The sequence below is a fragment of the Streptococcus sp. 1004_SSPC genome (assembly GCF_001069025.1).
In the GTDB taxonomy this organism is placed as follows: Bacteria; Bacillota; Bacilli; order Lactobacillales; family Streptococcaceae; genus Streptococcus; species Streptococcus vestibularis.
The window spans coordinates 1-16589 of record NZ_JWGQ01000110.1 but is presented as its reverse complement, the minus strand read 5'-3'; the positions used below and the strand labels follow the sequence as shown (position 1 = coordinate 16589).

Annotated in this window: 16 protein-coding genes; 3 read left to right on the top strand and 13 right to left on the bottom strand. The window is 39.7% G+C overall.

The window, feature by feature from the left end; genetic code table 11:
* Positions 1 to 3: 3 nt before the first annotated feature.
* The 5 genes from ADF62_RS08135 to queG all read right to left on the bottom strand — a co-directional run bounded on the left by ADF62_RS08135 (position 4) and on the right by queG (position 4612).
* A complete protein-coding gene (locus tag ADF62_RS08135; protein WP_003097065.1) occupies positions 4 to 486 on the bottom strand; it encodes an NUDIX hydrolase in 483 nt (160 codons plus the stop codon).
* 154 nt (positions 487 to 640) lie between these two features.
* A complete protein-coding gene (gene ftsX / locus ADF62_RS08130; RefSeq protein ID WP_003097062.1) occupies positions 641 to 1570 on the bottom strand; it encodes a permease-like cell division protein FtsX in 930 nt (309 codons plus the stop codon).
* A complete protein-coding gene (ftsE, locus tag ADF62_RS08125) occupies positions 1563 to 2255 on the bottom strand; it encodes a cell division ATP-binding protein FtsE (protein WP_003092794.1) in 693 nt (230 codons plus the stop codon). Before ftsE ends, ftsX begins: the two co-directional genes overlap by 8 nt.
* A gap of 87 nt (positions 2256 to 2342) precedes the next feature.
* Positions 2343 to 3441, bottom strand: a protein-coding gene (prfB, locus tag ADF62_RS08120; protein WP_152901338.1) for a peptide chain release factor 2 whose coding sequence is annotated in 2 segments (ribosomal slippage) — positions 2343 to 3368 and positions 3370 to 3441 — 1098 coding nt in all. Because the reading frame shifts where the segments join, the coding sequence is not laid out codon by codon here.
* 52 nt (positions 3442 to 3493) lie between these two features.
* Positions 3494 to 4612, bottom strand: a complete 1119-nt coding sequence (queG, locus tag ADF62_RS08115) for a tRNA epoxyqueuosine(34) reductase QueG (RefSeq protein ID WP_003092460.1) — start codon at positions 4610 to 4612, stop codon at positions 3494 to 3496.
* Between the two features lie 93 nt (positions 4613 to 4705).
* Between queG and ADF62_RS08110 the strand changes: the two genes are divergently transcribed.
* Complete coding sequence (locus ADF62_RS08110) at positions 4706 to 5563, top strand: metallophosphoesterase (protein WP_003097057.1); 858 nt, start codon at positions 4706 to 4708, stop codon at positions 5561 to 5563.
* A gap of 23 nt (positions 5564 to 5586) precedes the next feature.
* On the opposite strand, the gene ADF62_RS08105 is transcribed toward ADF62_RS08110, so the two are convergent.
* The 4 genes from ADF62_RS08105 to ADF62_RS08090 all read right to left on the bottom strand — a co-directional run bounded on the left by ADF62_RS08105 (position 5587) and on the right by ADF62_RS08090 (position 10716).
* Positions 5587 to 6333: an NADPH-dependent oxidoreductase gene (locus tag ADF62_RS08105; protein WP_003097054.1), complete on the bottom strand. Its 747-nt coding sequence runs from the start codon at positions 6331 to 6333 to the stop codon at positions 5587 to 5589.
* Positions 6334 to 6442: 109 nt separating this feature from the next.
* Complete coding sequence (locus tag ADF62_RS08100; protein WP_003097052.1) at positions 6443 to 9127, bottom strand: cation-translocating P-type ATPase; 2685 nt, start codon at positions 9125 to 9127, stop codon at positions 6443 to 6445.
* A 264-nt stretch (positions 9128 to 9391) separates the two neighbouring features.
* Positions 9392 to 9778, bottom strand: a complete 387-nt coding sequence (locus ADF62_RS08095; RefSeq protein ID WP_002884910.1) for a DUF1934 domain-containing protein — start codon at positions 9776 to 9778, stop codon at positions 9392 to 9394.
* Between the two features lie 74 nt (positions 9779 to 9852).
* Positions 9853 to 10716, bottom strand: coding sequence for a GNAT family N-acetyltransferase (locus tag ADF62_RS08090; RefSeq protein ID WP_048788572.1), 864 nt, complete (start codon positions 10714 to 10716; stop codon positions 9853 to 9855).
* Between the two features lie 177 nt (positions 10717 to 10893).
* On the opposite strand from ADF62_RS08090, the gene yidA reads away from it, so the two are divergent.
* The gene (gene yidA / locus ADF62_RS08085) at positions 10894 to 11703 is read left to right on the top strand and encodes a sugar-phosphatase (protein WP_003097045.1); all 810 of its coding nucleotides are present in this window, start codon (positions 10894 to 10896) and stop codon (positions 11701 to 11703) included.
* 1 nt (position 11704) lies between these two features.
* The gene (locus ADF62_RS08080; RefSeq protein WP_003097042.1) at positions 11705 to 12919 is read left to right on the top strand and encodes an aminoacyltransferase; all 1215 of its coding nucleotides are present in this window, start codon (positions 11705 to 11707) and stop codon (positions 12917 to 12919) included.
* 54 nt (positions 12920 to 12973) lie between these two features.
* Here the strand turns inward: ADF62_RS08080 and ADF62_RS08075 are convergent, their stop codons facing one another.
* Genes ADF62_RS08075 through yycF form a run of 4 tightly spaced genes read right to left on the bottom strand, consistent with a single transcriptional unit; the run spans position 12974 to position 16252 of the window.
* Positions 12974 to 13333: a YbaN family protein gene (locus tag ADF62_RS08075; protein WP_003097039.1), complete on the bottom strand. Its 360-nt coding sequence runs from the start codon at positions 13331 to 13333 to the stop codon at positions 12974 to 12976.
* A 60-nt stretch (positions 13334 to 13393) separates the two neighbouring features.
* The gene (locus ADF62_RS08070) at positions 13394 to 14206 is read right to left on the bottom strand and encodes an MBL fold metallo-hydrolase (protein ID WP_037621682.1); all 813 of its coding nucleotides are present in this window, start codon (positions 14204 to 14206) and stop codon (positions 13394 to 13396) included.
* Positions 14207 to 14211: 5 nt separating this feature from the next.
* Positions 14212 to 15552 (bottom strand): cell wall metabolism sensor histidine kinase VicK, encoded by a 1341-nt coding sequence (vicK, locus tag ADF62_RS08065; RefSeq protein ID WP_003097035.1) that lies wholly within the window; start codon positions 15550 to 15552, stop codon positions 14212 to 14214.
* Positions 15545 to 16252: a response regulator YycF gene (gene yycF / locus ADF62_RS08060; RefSeq protein WP_003093060.1), complete on the bottom strand. Its 708-nt coding sequence runs from the start codon at positions 16250 to 16252 to the stop codon at positions 15545 to 15547. Before yycF ends, vicK begins: the two co-directional genes overlap by 8 nt.
* Positions 16253 to 16589: the final 337 nt, after the last annotated feature.

Sequence of the window (16589 nt, the reverse complement as noted above, 5' to 3'; positions counted from 1 at the left end):
TCCTTATTTATCATAAAAAGTTACAGTTTTATCTACCAAGTTCTGGTTAGAATCATAAACAAATTTTGCAGAGAAGAAAGGTCTATCTTCAAGAATCCACTTAAAAATCTCATAGTCACCTTCCCAGGTTGGCTTCGTTAAAACCTGATCATATGGCACCCATTCAAGTGTCCCTTCGCGAGATTCCTCATCTGAGATGAGTTCTCCTTCAAAATCAGTCACCTTAAAGACATAGGTATACCAATCGTGGCCCGGAGTAAATTCAGGGAAGGTAATCATACCTTTGAAGTCCATCTCAGTTACTGTAAAATTGGTTTCCTCGAAAATTTCACGACGAGCACATTCATCTGGTGTCTCTCCAGCTTCTAGTTTTCCCCCGACAGAAATCCACTTTCCTTCATGAACATCATTAGGCTTTTTATTACGATGTAGGAGCAAAAGCTCCTTTCCATTGTCAATATAACAAATGGTAGCTAACTTTGTCATAATGCATCTCTTTTCCAATGTTTTTTAAATATTATACCAAATATAGTCTTTGATTTGGACTTTGAGCAGACGATTTTCAGATAAAGCTGAAATCTCTGCTCCTGAATCTCTTGACAAGCAAAAAGAGAACCAGAACGGCTCTCCTTTAATTGCATTAATACTTCAAATAACGGCGCATTGCCATACGTGACCCAATCGAACCGATAATGATACCGACTGCGAAAAGGGTTCCGATAACCGCATAGACAAACCAGTCTGCGTCATACATAGAAATACCACCTTTAACGAAATCAGGGTTCAAAGATGAGTATACCATATGATACAAAAGGTAAATGAGGCCAGAAGGAATGATAGCACCAAGTGCTCCAATCCAAGCACCTTCCATCAAGTAGGGACGACGAATGTATGAATTCTTAGCACCTACCAAACGCATGATTTGAATTTCAGTCGCACGTGACATAATGGTAATACGGATGGTATTTGAAATCAATAGGACAGCCACAATAGTTAAGAGAGCTGTGGCAATGATTCCCCAAAATTGAACACGTTTCATAGTAGACATCAGAATTTCGGTATCGGAACCACCAAAGTTAGCGTTATCAACACCCTGAATGGCTTTTGCTTCCTTGGCAACACGACTGACATCATCTGGTGATTTCGTTTGGACGATGTAAACATCTGAAAGAGGGTTGGCATCTCCAGTAGCTGTCTCGAAACTTGAACCCATTGTTTCAATGAGTTGTTTCTTTTGTTCTTCTTTGCTAGAGAAGGTAACCTTATCTACACCTTTGATTTTGGTCAAAGCATCATAAATCTTATGGTAGTCTTTATTAGCAACAATCTGTCCAGAAAGTTCCTTGACTGTTTCTGAAGCATCTGCTGAATCAGGCTGCAAGTACACATTGACCTGAATATTTTTTTCAATATCTGAAGCCAATTTTTGCGTGTTAAGAATAACAGAACCAAATACACCTAAAAGCGAAAGAACAATCATTACCGAAAATACTGCGGTAAGTGTCGACAATAGATTACGTTTGAGATTCTTAATCGATTCTCCTAAATGGCGGAAAAAGCGTCTAATCATGGTAACCGTACTCTCCTTCCTCTTCATCACGAACAATACGTCCTTCCTCAATCGCTAAAACACGATGACGAAGGTTATTAACGATAGTTGAGTTATGGGTTGCCATTATAATGGTAGTCCCTTGCAAGTTGATACGTTCAAGTACCTGCATAATTTCCCAAGAAATCTCTGGGTCCAAGTTTCCTGTTGGTTCATCTGCGATCAAAACTTTAGGATTATTAACAATGGCACGCGCAATAGCGACACGTTGTTGCTCACCACCAGACAATTGATTTGGGAATGAACGCATCTTGTGTTTAAGACCAACCAACTCGAGTACTTCTGCCACTCGTTTCTTGATATGACGAGGTTTCTCACCAATAACTTCCATGGCATAAGCAACATTTTCAAAAGCTGTTTTCTTGGGAAGAAGTTTATAATCCTGGAAAACAACCCCAATAGAACGTCGCAAGAGTGGTACATCTTTCTTACGAAGACGGGTTAAATCAAACTCCCCAACCTTCATAGAACCACTCGTTAATTTTTCTTCTTGGTAGAACAAGCGAATTAAACTTGATTTACCAGCACCAGAAGGGCCGACTAAGTAAACAAACTCCCCTGAGTTGACAGATAAATCAATATGTCTTAGAGCTGTTGTTGACTTATCATACTTCTTAGTAACATCTTTTAATTCAATAAGAGCCATAATGTCAGTATTCAACTATTAAAGTAGCTGAACGCCTTCCTTTCATTAAGATAAAGTATCTAAATACTTAAAAATAGTATATCGTTACTATTCTTCCATACGCCACTTGAGGTAGGCATCGATGAAGCCTTCAATATCTCCATCCATTACCTTATCAACCTGGGCAACTTCGTAGCCTGTACGGTGATCTTTAACCATGGTATATGGCGTGAAAACGTATGAGCGAATTTGACTTCCCCAAGTGATTTCTTTCTTATCACCTTTCAAAGCATTCACTTCTTCTGCTTTCTTTTCTTGCTCCATTTGATAGAGCTTAGCTTGTAGCATCTTCATCGCACGGTCGCGGTTTCCGTATTGTGTACGGTCGACCGTTGAAGCTACAACAATACCTGTTGGAATGTGGGTCAAACGCACACCTGTAGACACTTTGTTGACGTTCTGACCACCAGCACCACCTGAGCGGAATGTATCCATCTTGATATCATCATCACGAATCTCAACTTCAATGGTATCATCCAATTCAGGCATGACTTCCACTGATGTAAAAGAGGTATGGCGACGTTTGGCAGAGTCAAATGGTGAAATACGAACCAAACGGTGGACACCCATTTCTGACTTAAGGAAACCATAAGCATTAGGTCCTTCAAAAGCAAGGGTTACAGATTTGATTCCAGCCTCATCACCCGCCTGATAATCCAAAGTCTCAACTTTGAAACCTTTGGCATTTCCATAACGCTGGTACATCCGGAGTAACATATCTGCCCAGTCTTGAGCCTCTGTCCCACCAGATCCTGGGTGAATTTCAAGAATGGCATTACTATGGTCATATGGCTCAGACAGGAGCAGCGTCATCTCGTAACTTGTCATAATCTTATCAAGCTTTTCGAGAGTTTCTTCGAGTTCCTCTTGAATGCTATCATCTTCTTCCAACATTTCCAAATAAAGCTCTGTCTCGTCAGAGAGTTCTTGCATATTGTTGAAAGTTTCGTACTTCATTTTGAGCTCATTTAAATCTTGTGAAGTCTTTTGAGCTGCAATATTATCATTCCAAAAATCTGGCTCAGTCATTCGGTTTTCAAGGAGCGCAATGTCCTCTTCCAAACGATCTAAGTCAAAGAGACCTCCCGAAGCTCACGAGCTTCTCTTGATTTTCAGAGATTTTTTGGCGAATTTCTGCCACTTCCATGGATAGGTTTCCTCCATTTTATAGTATTATGCTTAATTCTAGCATAAATCACTTAAATTTGCCATTTTGCACACACAAGCTCCCACTCTGCTTGGGCGTCTTCATCTTTAAGTGAAAGATTGCTCATATAGTCTAACATGGCCTCATCAGGCTTCTTAACAATCTCACCGAGAGCCCAAATAGCAGTTGCCGTGTGAATGGGATTATTATTCTTATCGATAATCTCCATCAGTTTAACAATAGCATTGCGATCATGTAGGTTGGCCAAGGCAATAATAGCATTACGCTGAAGAATATTCTTCCCGCGCCATGAACCGGCAATCATCCCAAATTTCTCCTTGAAGGATTTGTTGGTCAGCTCAAGAAAAGGAAGTAATTCAGGCATGGCAAGCTCAGGATCAATGTCTGAAGCCAAGGGATTGTCGATACCTCTGTTATATGGACAGGAAATCTGACAAATGTCGCAACCATAGATAACAGTCTTGATCTTCTTTCGAAACTCCATATCCATCATACCTTTATCCTGTGTTTGGAAGGATAGGCAACGACGAGCATTCATCGTACCATCACCAATGAGACAAGATGTCGGACAAGCATCCAGACAACGACGGCAATCCCCACAACCATAGTCAACTTCTTGATCTGGTTCAATCTCTAGATTAGTGATAAGCTCGCCAAGATACATGTAGGACCCGTATTCTTTCGAGATAACTAGTCCATTTTTCCCTATGAAACCAATACCAGCTCGCTTGGCCACTGCTGTATCGACCAGGGCTCCAGTGTCCACCATACCTTTATATTCGAAGTTTTCCGTCAGTTTTTCAATGCCTTCTGCCAGACGCTTCAATTTATCCTGCAAGACATAGTGATAATCTAGACCCCATGAATTTGGAGTGATTTTGCCACGCTTATATTCTGTTTTTGGGGGTTGTTGTGGCAGCTTATGCGGATAGGCAACTGCAATGGAAATGATGGTTTTAGCTGATTCCAAGGTCAACTTAGGATAAATACGCTCTTCAATATTTTTATGTTCAAAACCTGTCGTTCGCCCTTCTTCGACTCCAAGTCGAAGGGATTTCTCCAGATAGGCAAAATCATCGGCGGTTGTAAAACCAATTTTTGAAATGCCAATCTCCTTGGCCATCTTTTGTATTTCTAACTTGATATCCATATTCTTATCATAATGAAATTATAGCCCTAGGGCAAGTATTTTCCACCATCTTCATTTACAGACAAGACTTAACCTTTTTGTTACAATGTTCCTATGACAAGACTTGCAGTAATGAGTGATTTACATATTGATTTGAATCACTTTGAAACATATGAAATCGATACTCTAATAAAGTGCCTAAAAGATCAAGAGGTTAGCCACCTCCATATCGCTGGTGATATCTCCAATCATTTTTTTATTGACACGAAACCTTTTCTACGAAAACTGTCTAAGGCGGTCAAGGTCACCTATAATTTAGGCAATCATGATATGCTTGATTTAGAAGACAAACTTATTGATAATCTTGATTTTCAGGTGATTGATTTAGGTAGCAAGACCTTATTGGCTTTTCATGGATGGTATGATTATTCCTATTCTGATGAAAAATTGGATAAGATTCTTAAACGTAAGAAACAACTTTGGTTCGACCGAAGACTTAAGCGTTTAGGTACTGATCCGGAAATCTGTCAAAGGAGTCTCAAGAAGCTCGATAATATCTTAAGTGAATTAAACACTCGTAACCTTATAGTTGCCATGCATTTTGTTCCTCACAGTCGCTTTACCATGACACATGAACGTTTTGCATCGTTTAATGCCTACTTAGGCTCGGAAGAATTCCACCAGATTTTCGTCAAGCATGGCGTTAAAGATGTTATTTTTGGTCATGCCCACCGCAGTTATGGGACGGTAACTATTGACGGTGTAACCTATCACTCACGACCTCTTGGATATCGACGAGAATGGGATTTAACCATCGACTTTGTTTCCAATCACCCTGAACTCAATCCTACTGGAACGTGGAACCTCTCCAAACGTTATAATCTGGTCAAGAAACGACCAGAGTTTTTAGAGTATGAAAAAAAGGAACTGGCAAATGAGTTCCTTTCATCAATGACACTATTTGATTTGTAGAACGACTCTTTAGGAGTCGTTTTTTAGTCGGTGAAAAATCCCTGCTTTTGAAGGTCCTTCAAAGTATTCGCACGATTGGCAACGGATTTATCCATTGTCGTTGCAATCTGAGTCGTAAATTCATCAACCCTATTATTGAGATCGCGAAGGTCATAATACTCATGGACTTCAGCATCGTAATCTTTTAGCTCCTCCAAGGGATTTTCTAAATCCTGATAATAATTTTCCATATGGATGACGTGACGTGGCAAACGAGGTTTAAGCTGTGGTTCCTGATCTGGCCAACCAACTGCTAAGCCCACTGCTGGATAGACATACTTTGGAAGTTTGAGAAGCTCTGAAAGTTTGGCATTATCATTTAAAATACTCCCCAAATAAACTGTTCCCATACCTAAACTCTCAGCAGCTACTACCACATTTTGAGCAGCAATCATTGCATCCGAGAAGGCTGAGATAAAGCGTTCGGGACTACCTTGCACCAAGGCTTCAGCACCTTTTGCCTCTGCAATCAAAGTATTACGTCTTTGGTCCACAACAAATACAAATAGGTGCCCAGCATTTGGAATATAAGGCTGATTGGCAATTTCAGCAATTTCTTCCTTCAATTTTTGATCAGTAATACTGATAATCGAATAGGATTGTCTAAAATTACTCGTTGATGTATGGCGAGCAACATCAACAAGAAGGTTAACCTCTTCTTGTGTCAAAGTCACAGGTTTAAACTGACGAATACTGCGGTGATTGAGTTGTGTTTTAATGGTTTCATTCATAGCCTTCTCCTTAACTTATGATTAGTTCCTTTCAATTATAAACAAGACCCCTCCTGAATTCAAGATGTGATAAGAAAAAGCCAGAGACCATTATCTCTGACTTTATGTCTTAAATAGCGTCTTTATCCTTACCAAGGGCACGTTGAATAGCTTTGACTAATTCAACCGAAACCACAATCAAGAATGAACCTACAATAACAGCAAGCCATTGTGTCAGACTAAGGTGTGATACATGGAAGAGATTATTAAACCCAGGAACTACGATAGTTGCCATCAAAAGAACAAAGGCTACTGGAATTGCCCAGTTGAAAGTCTTGTTTCTAAAGAGACCAACTTTAAAGACTGATTGATAAACAGATTTAACGTTAAAGGCATGGAGCAACTGGATTAATCCAAGGGTAGCAAAGGCCATTGTAAGGGCATCCGCATGAATTTCTGCTTGCGTATGATGCTCTGGAAAGGCAAGACCCCAACCATATACTGCCAGAACAAGGATAGTTTGGAAAACACCTTGATACATAATCGCTCCGAAGACACCACCATCAAAGAAGTTTGATTGGCGACCACGAGGTTTGTGAGTCATAATACCTGGTTCAGCTGGTTCAACCCCAAGAGCGATGGCTGGAAGGGTATCAGTTACTAAGTTAATCCAGAGAAGATGCACCGGTTGAAGCACATCCCATCCAAATAATGTAGCAAAGAAGATAATAAAGACTTCGGCCATGTTGGCTGACAAAAGGTATTGGATTGATTTTTGAATATTTGAGAAGACCTTACGTCCTTCTTCTACTGCAACGATGATTGTCGCAAAATTATCATCGGCAAGAACCATATCTGAAGCTCCCTTAGAAACCTCTGTACCTGTAATTCCCATACCGATACCGATATCAGCTGTCTTAAGTGAAGGCGCATCATTAACTCCGTCACCTGTCATAGCAACAACCTTGCCATCATTTTGCCACGCCTTAACAATACGAACCTTGTGTTCAGGAGACACACGCGCATAAACAGAGTACTGTTTAAAGACTTTTTGGAACTCTTCATCAGAAAGCTCATTAAGCTCAGCTCCAGTAAAGACATGATCTTCCGTATCATTTGGATCAATGATACCGAGACGCTTAGCGATTGCTTCCGCTGTATCTTGGTGGTCACCTGTAATCATAATTGGACGGATTCCCGCTTCTTTAGCGACACGAACAGCTTTTGCTGCTTCAGGACGTTCTGGGTCAATCATCCCTACCAAACCAGAGAAAATCAAATCAGATTCAACAACTTCAGATTCCAAAGTAGGAATTTCACTCGTTGTCTTATAAGCCATCATCAAGACACGGAGAGCTTGTTTGGCCAAGTCTTTATTAGTTGCAAGGATAGCTTTCTTGTCTTCATCCGTGATAGAACGAACCTCACCATTGATTTCAATTTGAGTCACACGTTTGAGCAATTGGTCAGGTGCACCTTTAACAGCTACAAAGTATGTGCCATCCGCTTCTTTATGAATAGTAGACATGAGCTTACGGTCAGAGTCAAATGGCAATTCTGCCACACGAGGCTCTGATTTCAAAACTTCGCGAACATCAAAATTGTGATCCAAACCAAACTGTACAAGGGCTGTTTCTGTTGGGTCCCCGATTAATTTACCATCTGGATCCACCTTCGTATCATTAGCAAAGTTCATAATACGAAGGGTCGTATTGTCAGCACTAAGTTCTGTATCAGCGTTTTGCAATTGACCGTTTGTATAGACTTTTTCAACAGTCATCTGGTTCATGGTTAAGGTACCAGTCTTATCAGATGCGATAATTTCTGTTGAACCAAGGGTTTCAACGGCTGGCAATTTACGAACAATTGAATTGCGTTTGGCAAGAGTCGTTGTTCCAAGTGACAGGAGAATCGTTACAATGGCAGGCAAACCTTCAGGAATGGCTGCAACGGCAAGCGCAACGGCAACCATCAAGCCTTCAAGAGGCTGTTCACCACGAATGAAGACACTAACCAAGAATGTCACCAAGGCAATAGCGACAATCAGATAAGTCAAGGTCTTAGACAATTGCTCCAAGCTTTGTTTCAATGGTGTTTGTGATTCGTCCGCATTAGCCAGCATATCTGCAATCTTACCAACCTCAGTATACATACCAGTATTGGTTACAACTCCAGTACCACGACCATAAGTAACGTTAGAGTTTTGGTAACCCATATTCACACGGTCACCAATACCTGCATCAGCTGCAACCGTTTCAGTAATATCCTTTTCAACTGGAACGGATTCACCTGTAAGGGCTGCTTCTTCAATCTTAAGTGAGGCAGCTTCGAGCAAGCGCATATCCGCAGGAACAACATCACCTGCTTCAAGCAAGACGATGTCTCCAGGAACCAATTCGCGTGAATCAATTTCAACCACATTGCCATCACGGCGAACACGAGCCATCGGACTAGACATGTTTTTGAGAGCTTCAATAGCCGCTTCTGCTTGTCCCTCTTGATAAACACCAAAGGCAGCATTCAAAACAACAACGGCTAAAATAATGCAGGCATCCGTCAAACCATGAATACCTTCTGTAATAACAGAAAGGGCGGCAGCGACAAGCAAGATGATGATCATCAAATCTTTAAACTGATCAATGAATTTTGACAAGAGGCTGCGTTTTTCACCTTCATCCAACTCGTTATAGCCATAGGCATCTAAACGTTCCTTGGCTTGTGCAGTGGACAAACCATCAACAGAAGTGTCCAAGTTTTTTAGGACTTCTTCCTCTCCTTGTGTGTAAAACAAGGCTTTATTTTGTTCTTTAGACAAAATAATCTCCTCCTTCTCTATAGGGAAAAATGGCTAACAAGACTCTTTTCATATAAAAAATCATACAAAAAGAGACTTGTTTAATAAAAAACAAGTCTCGCTGTTTAAGAATATGCCGGAAATGTAAAATTTCGTAATGACGACATAATCGCAACTGTTAATCAAATCTCATGATTACAGTCACCTGCTACTCCCTTATTTGTACTAAACATTTTATCATAAATTATTCGTTATTCAAGCAAAATGATTCTATTTTTTCAAAAATTAAAACCAAGAAACTTCTAATTCATAATCAGCAAAAACATCTTCTGTTTCTGGATGTTTCAATTGATAATGAATATCAACTGTCTGTCCATTTGGGTCATGGGCAAATAAACTAGTGTCTGTCAGAAAATGCTGAGTACCAAGCGGTGTCGGAATGTGGACCAAGGCAGGTACTTTAGCAGAAAAACGCATGATGGATTTAGGGTTAGAAAATCGTGTCATCACTAGCTCATCCTGATTCAACTTAATAACCACTTTTTCTTTCTCGGAATTATGATGAACAAGATAGGTATAATCCCCTTTTTCCATAACCTCACAAGTGTGGATTTCTTCGATAATTTCCGTTTGATCGCCTACTTTAATTTTGTTTTTGATTTTAATTTCCATTAATTACTCCTTTTGTTACTATACCTATTTTGACAACTCTAATGCGATACTGACAGCAATCTCCAAACAAGTCATTAAATCTGTTCCAAGTAAACCACTTGGGTTTGTTTGATAAAGCCGATTTTTTCATACAAACGTTTTGCTCCAATATTGTCATCTTCCACTGCAATTTGGAAGGACTTGTCATTTTCTGCAATGAATTGATTTACGACTGATTTAGCCAGATAACTACCATAGCCTTGGCCACGATAGGCTTCTGCTACGGCAAGTCCATAGAGATAGTTGCTATTTCCAGATAAATCGACCGTACAAACTCCAATCACTTGACCTTCTTTGAGTAGGATGTAAAGTAGGCCATCAGAGTCCTTCAGTGCCTCTGTAATGTATCTCCGACTTACTTCAAGTGTTTCCTCTGCATCAGAAAAGGCTTGGTGGTGAAGTTGAGTAATTTCTTCAAGATAAGAGGGTTCTGCTAAGAGCACCTTAACATCTGAACGGGACTCCAAAACATATGGTGTCCTATCCCTCCCTAGCCAGGTTTCCGTCTCTTCATTCTCAATCAAACCCCAATGACTTGCCAAATCAGGATGACGATCTAGAAAAACACGCTCTGTCTGAAAAGTCACTGATTGAATAGAATAAGATGCCGTTTCTTCTTTGAAACTCTTAATCAAGGCACGTGCAATGCCCTGACAACGATGATTGGGATGAACTAGGATACTCAGTTCAACATCTACATCATCCGCATAAACCATTAATAAACCAAGCAACTCTCCCTCTTGATAATAGAGGAAAAAGGCCGGCATATTGGGGTCAAAATTAAGCATATTGGAGAGATAAGGTTCTCGAAAGGTTTGATCATGGGCTTGGCAGCTAGCAATCAATGCTTTTGCTTCCTTACGTTCTTGCTCCGTCAATTGGTTGGTTGCTCGAATCACTATATCTCTCCTTTATTTGTCTGACCTTATTTTACCAATTAAAAAGCATTTGGGCAATTCTTACCTAATCTACTTCTTTAAAGAGACAATAATACTTTTATCAGGAAGAACTATGACAAAGCACCTAAATTTTAGTAAAATAGAAGGGAAACTTACTAAACGAAACAGGTACTTATTATGTCTATTAAACTTATTGCTGTTGATATTGATGGAACGCTTCTAAATAGCCAACGTCAAGTTACACCGGAAGTCTTTCAAGCGATTCAAGATGCTAAAGCCGCTGGTGTAAAGGTTGTTATTGCGACTGGTCGCCCTATTCCAGGAGTACTTCCACTTCTTGAAGAGCTTAACCTCAACCAAGACGGAGACTATGTTATCACTTTTAATGGTGGTCTTGTCCAAGAGACTTCTACTGGTAATGAATTGATTCGTGAGACACTCTCATACGAAGACTACCTTGATATTGAGGTTTTGGCTAACAAACTTGGTGTTCATTCACATGCTATTACTAAAGATGGTATCTACACAAGTAATCGAAATATTGGACGTTACACCGTTCATGAGTCTACACTTGTTCATATGCCAATTTACTATCGTACACCTGAAGAGGTAGCTGACAAGGAATTCGTTAAGGCCATGTATATCGATGAACCTAAAATTCTTGATGCAGCCATTGCCAAACTTCCACAGGAATTTTATGACCGCTTTACCATTGTAAAATCAACACCATTTTATCTAGAAATTCTCAAGAAAACAGCCAACAAAGGTATCGCTGTAACCCATCTTGCTGAAAAACTCGGTCTTTCGAAAGAAGAAACAATGGCTATCGGTGATGAAGAAAATGACCGTGCTATGCTTGAAGTCGTTGGCTCTCCTGTTGTTATGAAAAATGGAAATCCAAAAATCAAGAAAATCGCCAAACACATCACAAAATCAAATGATGAATCTGGTGTCGCTTACGCTATTAGAAAGTGGGTGCTAGACTAATATGTATACCTATAAAACTGGTCTCAGTACTTCCGAGCATGACCGCTTTGTGATTGATAGTCCTCAAACCAACTTATTACAAAGTAGCTCATGGGCAAAAATCAAGGATAGTTGGGGCAATGACCGCCTAGGTTTCTATCAAGATGGTAATCTCGTTGCTGTCGCTAGTGTCCTTATTCAGCCACTTCCTCTTGGCTTTTCTATGATTTATATTCCTCGTGGGCCTATTATGGACTATCAAAATAAAGAGTTGCTCGCCTTTGTTATGGCTTCACTAAAAAAATATGCCAAAACAAAGCGTGCCCTCTTTGTGAAATTTGACCCAAGTCTCTTCGTGACTAAAAGCTTGATTTCACAAGAAGCTGAAATCCGTAAAGAGACTATGGCAATTGCCAAATACATCCAAGCTCTTGGCGTTGAATGGACAGGCCTCACTGAAGATATGGCTGAAAATATCCAACCTCGCTTCCAGGCTAATATCCATAAGGAAGATTTCACTGAAGAACAACTCTCTAAAAGTACCAAGCAGGCTGTTCGTACTGCTCGAAACAAGGGGATTTCAGTCCAATTTGGTGGTACTGAACTTCTTGAACAATTCGCATCTTTGATGAAGAAGACAGAGGCCCGTAAGAACATCCACCTTCGTGGCATTGACTATTATGAAAAGTTGTTGACGACTTACCCAGAGTCGTCATACATTACACTCTCGACACTAGACTTGCCAGCTCGTCTCAAAGATCTTAATAAACAACTGGAAAAGAACATCGCTGATGCAGCCAAGTTCACTGAAAAAACTAAACCAGGAAAAATCGAGAACAATAAGCAAGAGCACAAAAGACTTAAAGAAGAGATTGACTTTCTTCAAGAAAAGGTTGATGCTGGAAATAAGACTGTCCCACTTTCAGGTACATTAGTTCTTGAATTTGGCAAGACGTCTGAGAATATCTATGCAGGAATGGATGAAGACTACCGCCGTTATCAACCGGCTATTCTGACCTGGTATGAAACAACTAATCACGCCTTTGACCGTGGTTCCGAATGGCAAAATATGGGGGGAATTGAAAATTCACTTGATGGTGGTTTGTATAATTTCAAGTCTAAATTTAACCCACGTATTGAACAATTCATTGGGGAATTCAACCTTCCAGTTAGCCCTCTTTACGGACTAGCCAATTTTGCCTATAAAGTCCGTAAGAAATTACGTAGCAAACATTAATGGATAGTATTTAAAATGAGACTTCCTTTTGGAAGCCTCATTTTTTATCTTTTATTAGTCTTTATCAGGAATAACCTTAAAGAGATAATAAGTGATGAAGATCGTCAGGCAAAAGAGTCCGATTTTCACCCATAGGATGGGGGCGAAAAAGATTGATATTCCCATTAAAACATAGATTTGGATAATGATTCTTTTCTTTCGTTCTTTGGCAATCGATTTTGTTTCTCGAAAATCGGCGACATAAGTTTGGTAAAGTTTGGTATTATATAACCATTTCTCAAAACGTTTGGAACTTCTAGCAAAACAAGCAATGGCTAAAAGTAGAAAAGGTGTTGTGGGCAAGATAGGAAGAGGAATTCCAAGAATGCCCAAACCAAGCGATACCATCCCTAGCGAGAGATAAATTATTTTCATATATACTGTCCTTTTAAAAAGCCGCACTAAACGTATTAGTGCAGCTCTTCTGCTATTATTTTAAATATCTGTTAGTGGGGTCGCCGTGTCTGGTGAGGTATCAAAAACCTTAAAGTCAGTTCCAACACCAAAGTCAGCTCGAGCCAACTGATTTTCCATGGTCATGTGGGCCAACTCCTTGATATTATTTTCTTTGGAAAGGTGACCCAAGTAGATCTTTTTAGTTTTATTACCAATGCTACGAATCATAGCATCCGCTCCATCTTCATTACACAAGTGACCTTGATCAGAGAGGATACGTTGCTTAGTTGACCAAGGATAAGAACCTGCCCTAAGGATTTCAATATCATGATTGGACTCAATCAGATAACCATCAGCATTCTCAATAATACCTGCCATGCGATCAGACACATAACCCGTATCCGTCAACATGACAAAACTCTTCCCATCTTTCATAAAACGGTAAAATTGTGGATCAATGGCATCATGACTAACTCCGAAAGATTCAATGTCGATATCACCAAAAGTTAGAAGCTTATCGCGAGAAAAAACATGTTTCTGACTATTATCAACCTTACCCAGCATATTCTTACTATCCATAATTTGCCAGGTTTTCTCATTCGCGTAGATATCCATACCGTATTTACGAGCTAAAACACCTACACCATGGATATGATCCTTGTGCTCATGCGTTACTAAGATGGCATCAAGATCACTTGGATCACGATCAATCTCTGCTAGCAAACTTGTAATCTTTTTTCCTGATAAACCAGCATCCACTAGAATCTTCTTTTCTGGAGTTTCCAAATAAAAGGAATTCCCGGTTGACCCTGAAGCCAAAATACTGTATTTAAACCCTAAATCTGAGGTCATTTCTACTACATCTCCCATTCATCAACCATCATGGCATCCTTGTCATATGGAAGCACAATTGTAAAAGTTGAACCCTTACCATACTCACTCTTAGCCCAAATAAAGCCCTTATGTTGTTTAACAATTTCTTTTGCAATGGACAAGCCAAGTCCTGTTCCACCTTGAGCACGACTTCTGGCCTTATCAACGCGGTAAAAACGGTCGAAAATCAACGGCAAATCCTTCTTAGGAATACCCAAACCTTGGTCAGAAATAGAAACAATCAACTGTGAATCAGTCGTCTTCATAGACACTGTAATCTTACCACCATCAGGCGAATACTTGATGGCATTATTAAGTATATTATCTACGACCCGAGTCATCTTATCAGTATCAATTTCCACCCAAATAGAGTTTACTGAGTAATCTCTAATGATTTCATAAAACTTACCTGGATTAGTTTCTTGACTCTTAATTTGATCAAACCGATTCAAGATATAGGTCATAAAGGCTGTAAAGTTTGTCATTTCGACATCAAGCTGTGTGCTTTTATTGTCAATTCGAGACAATGCCAAGAGGTCAGAAATCATACGCATCATGCGGTTGGTTTCATCTAAAGAAACTTTAATAAAGTTTGGAGCAATTTCTTCGTGGAGAGCACCATCATCAAGCGCTTCAAGATAGGATTTCACTGAAGTCAAAGGTGTCCGCAATTCGTGACTAACATTTGATACGAAGAGACGACGTTCACGCTCCTCTTTTTCCTGTTCAGTGGCATCATGAAGAACGGCTACCAGACCTGAAATAAAACCAGATTCCTTACGAATTAGTGCAAAATTAACACGTAGCGTCACAAATTCATCATTAGCATCTCGACGCGACAGATGGATTTCGGGGGTCTTAGACAACAATTCACTATAGGTGTAGGGATTCTCACCATCTAATAAATCCAAAATAGACATCTGAGTCGCACTTTCGCGATCTAAATTCAACAAGCGTTGAGCAGTGCTATTAATCATGGTAATCTGACCACGGCGATTGGTCGCAATAACCCCGTCACTCATGTACGAAAGGACAGATGATAAGCGGTTTTTTTCCTGGGCTAGATTTTCATGTGTCAAACGAAAGACGTCCGACAAATCATTCAAGCGATCCGCTAGCTCTAAAAGCTCTGAATCTCCCTTTATGCGTAATTTTTCATTATAATTACCTGCCATAAGGGACTTGACTCTCTTAGTCAACTTTCGGATATTTTTAGCTTGTCGATAATCACGATAAGCTAAAAAAATAAAATAGAAAGCAACAAATAGGAGCGTAAAGAGTAAGGCTAGTTCAAAGCTTGTAATATTTAAGCCAATACTAGTCATAATTCTTCATGTAATAACCGACACCACGACGCGTCAAGATATATTCAGGACGGCTAGGTGTATCTTCAATCTTTTCACGCAGACGACGAATAGTTACGTCCACAGTACGAACATCCCCAAAATAGTCATAACCCCAAACGGTTTCAAGCAAATGTTCACGCGTCATAACTTGTCCCATATGTGTTGCCAAATGGAAGAGCAACTCAAATTCACGGTGGGTCAACTCAACTTCGTTTCCACGTTTTTTAGCGACAAAGGCATCCGGAACAATAATCAACTCACCAATTGAAATTTCCTGCTTGCCAGAGTTAGAGCTCTCTTCTACTGCAGTTTCAATAGTTTCTGTACGACGCAAGTGGGCTTTAATACGTGCCAACAATTCACGGTTAGAAAATGGCTTAGTCACATAGTCGTCTGCCCCAATTTCTAATCCGATAACCTTATCAAACTCACTATCTTTAGCTGAAAGCATAATAATCGGTGTGTGGCTCGTTTTACGGATTTCCTTGGCTACTTCCAAGCCATCCAGTTCAGGCAACATCAAGTCCAGGATAACCAAGTCTGGTTTTTCAGCTTCAAATTGTTCTAAAGCTTCTCGACCATCAAAGGCCGTAACCACTTCATAACCCTCCTTAGTAAGGTTAAACTTGATGATATCCGATATTGGTCTTTCATCATCAACAACTAGAATTTTTTTCATAATAAACACCTCATCGGTTTTCTTAAGTCATTCAATTTAGTAAAGCCAAAAACTTTACGTATCAAAGGTATTATACCAAAAAATAGGTCAAGGACCAAGTTTCTACTATAGATATTAAGCTGATATACAAGCTTTCTTTGTTTTTTGAGATAGCTTTGCTATGTGTAATCGGTAAAAAGACGAACACTATGATTGAATTTTCAAACATTTTTGACATTTTGCTATATCTATAGTAAAATACACTCTTGTTGTTACATATATTAATGTAAAATTTTAGGAGGCTCTTATGGCACTTATCGAATTTAAAAATGTCAATAAATACTACGGAGATTATCAT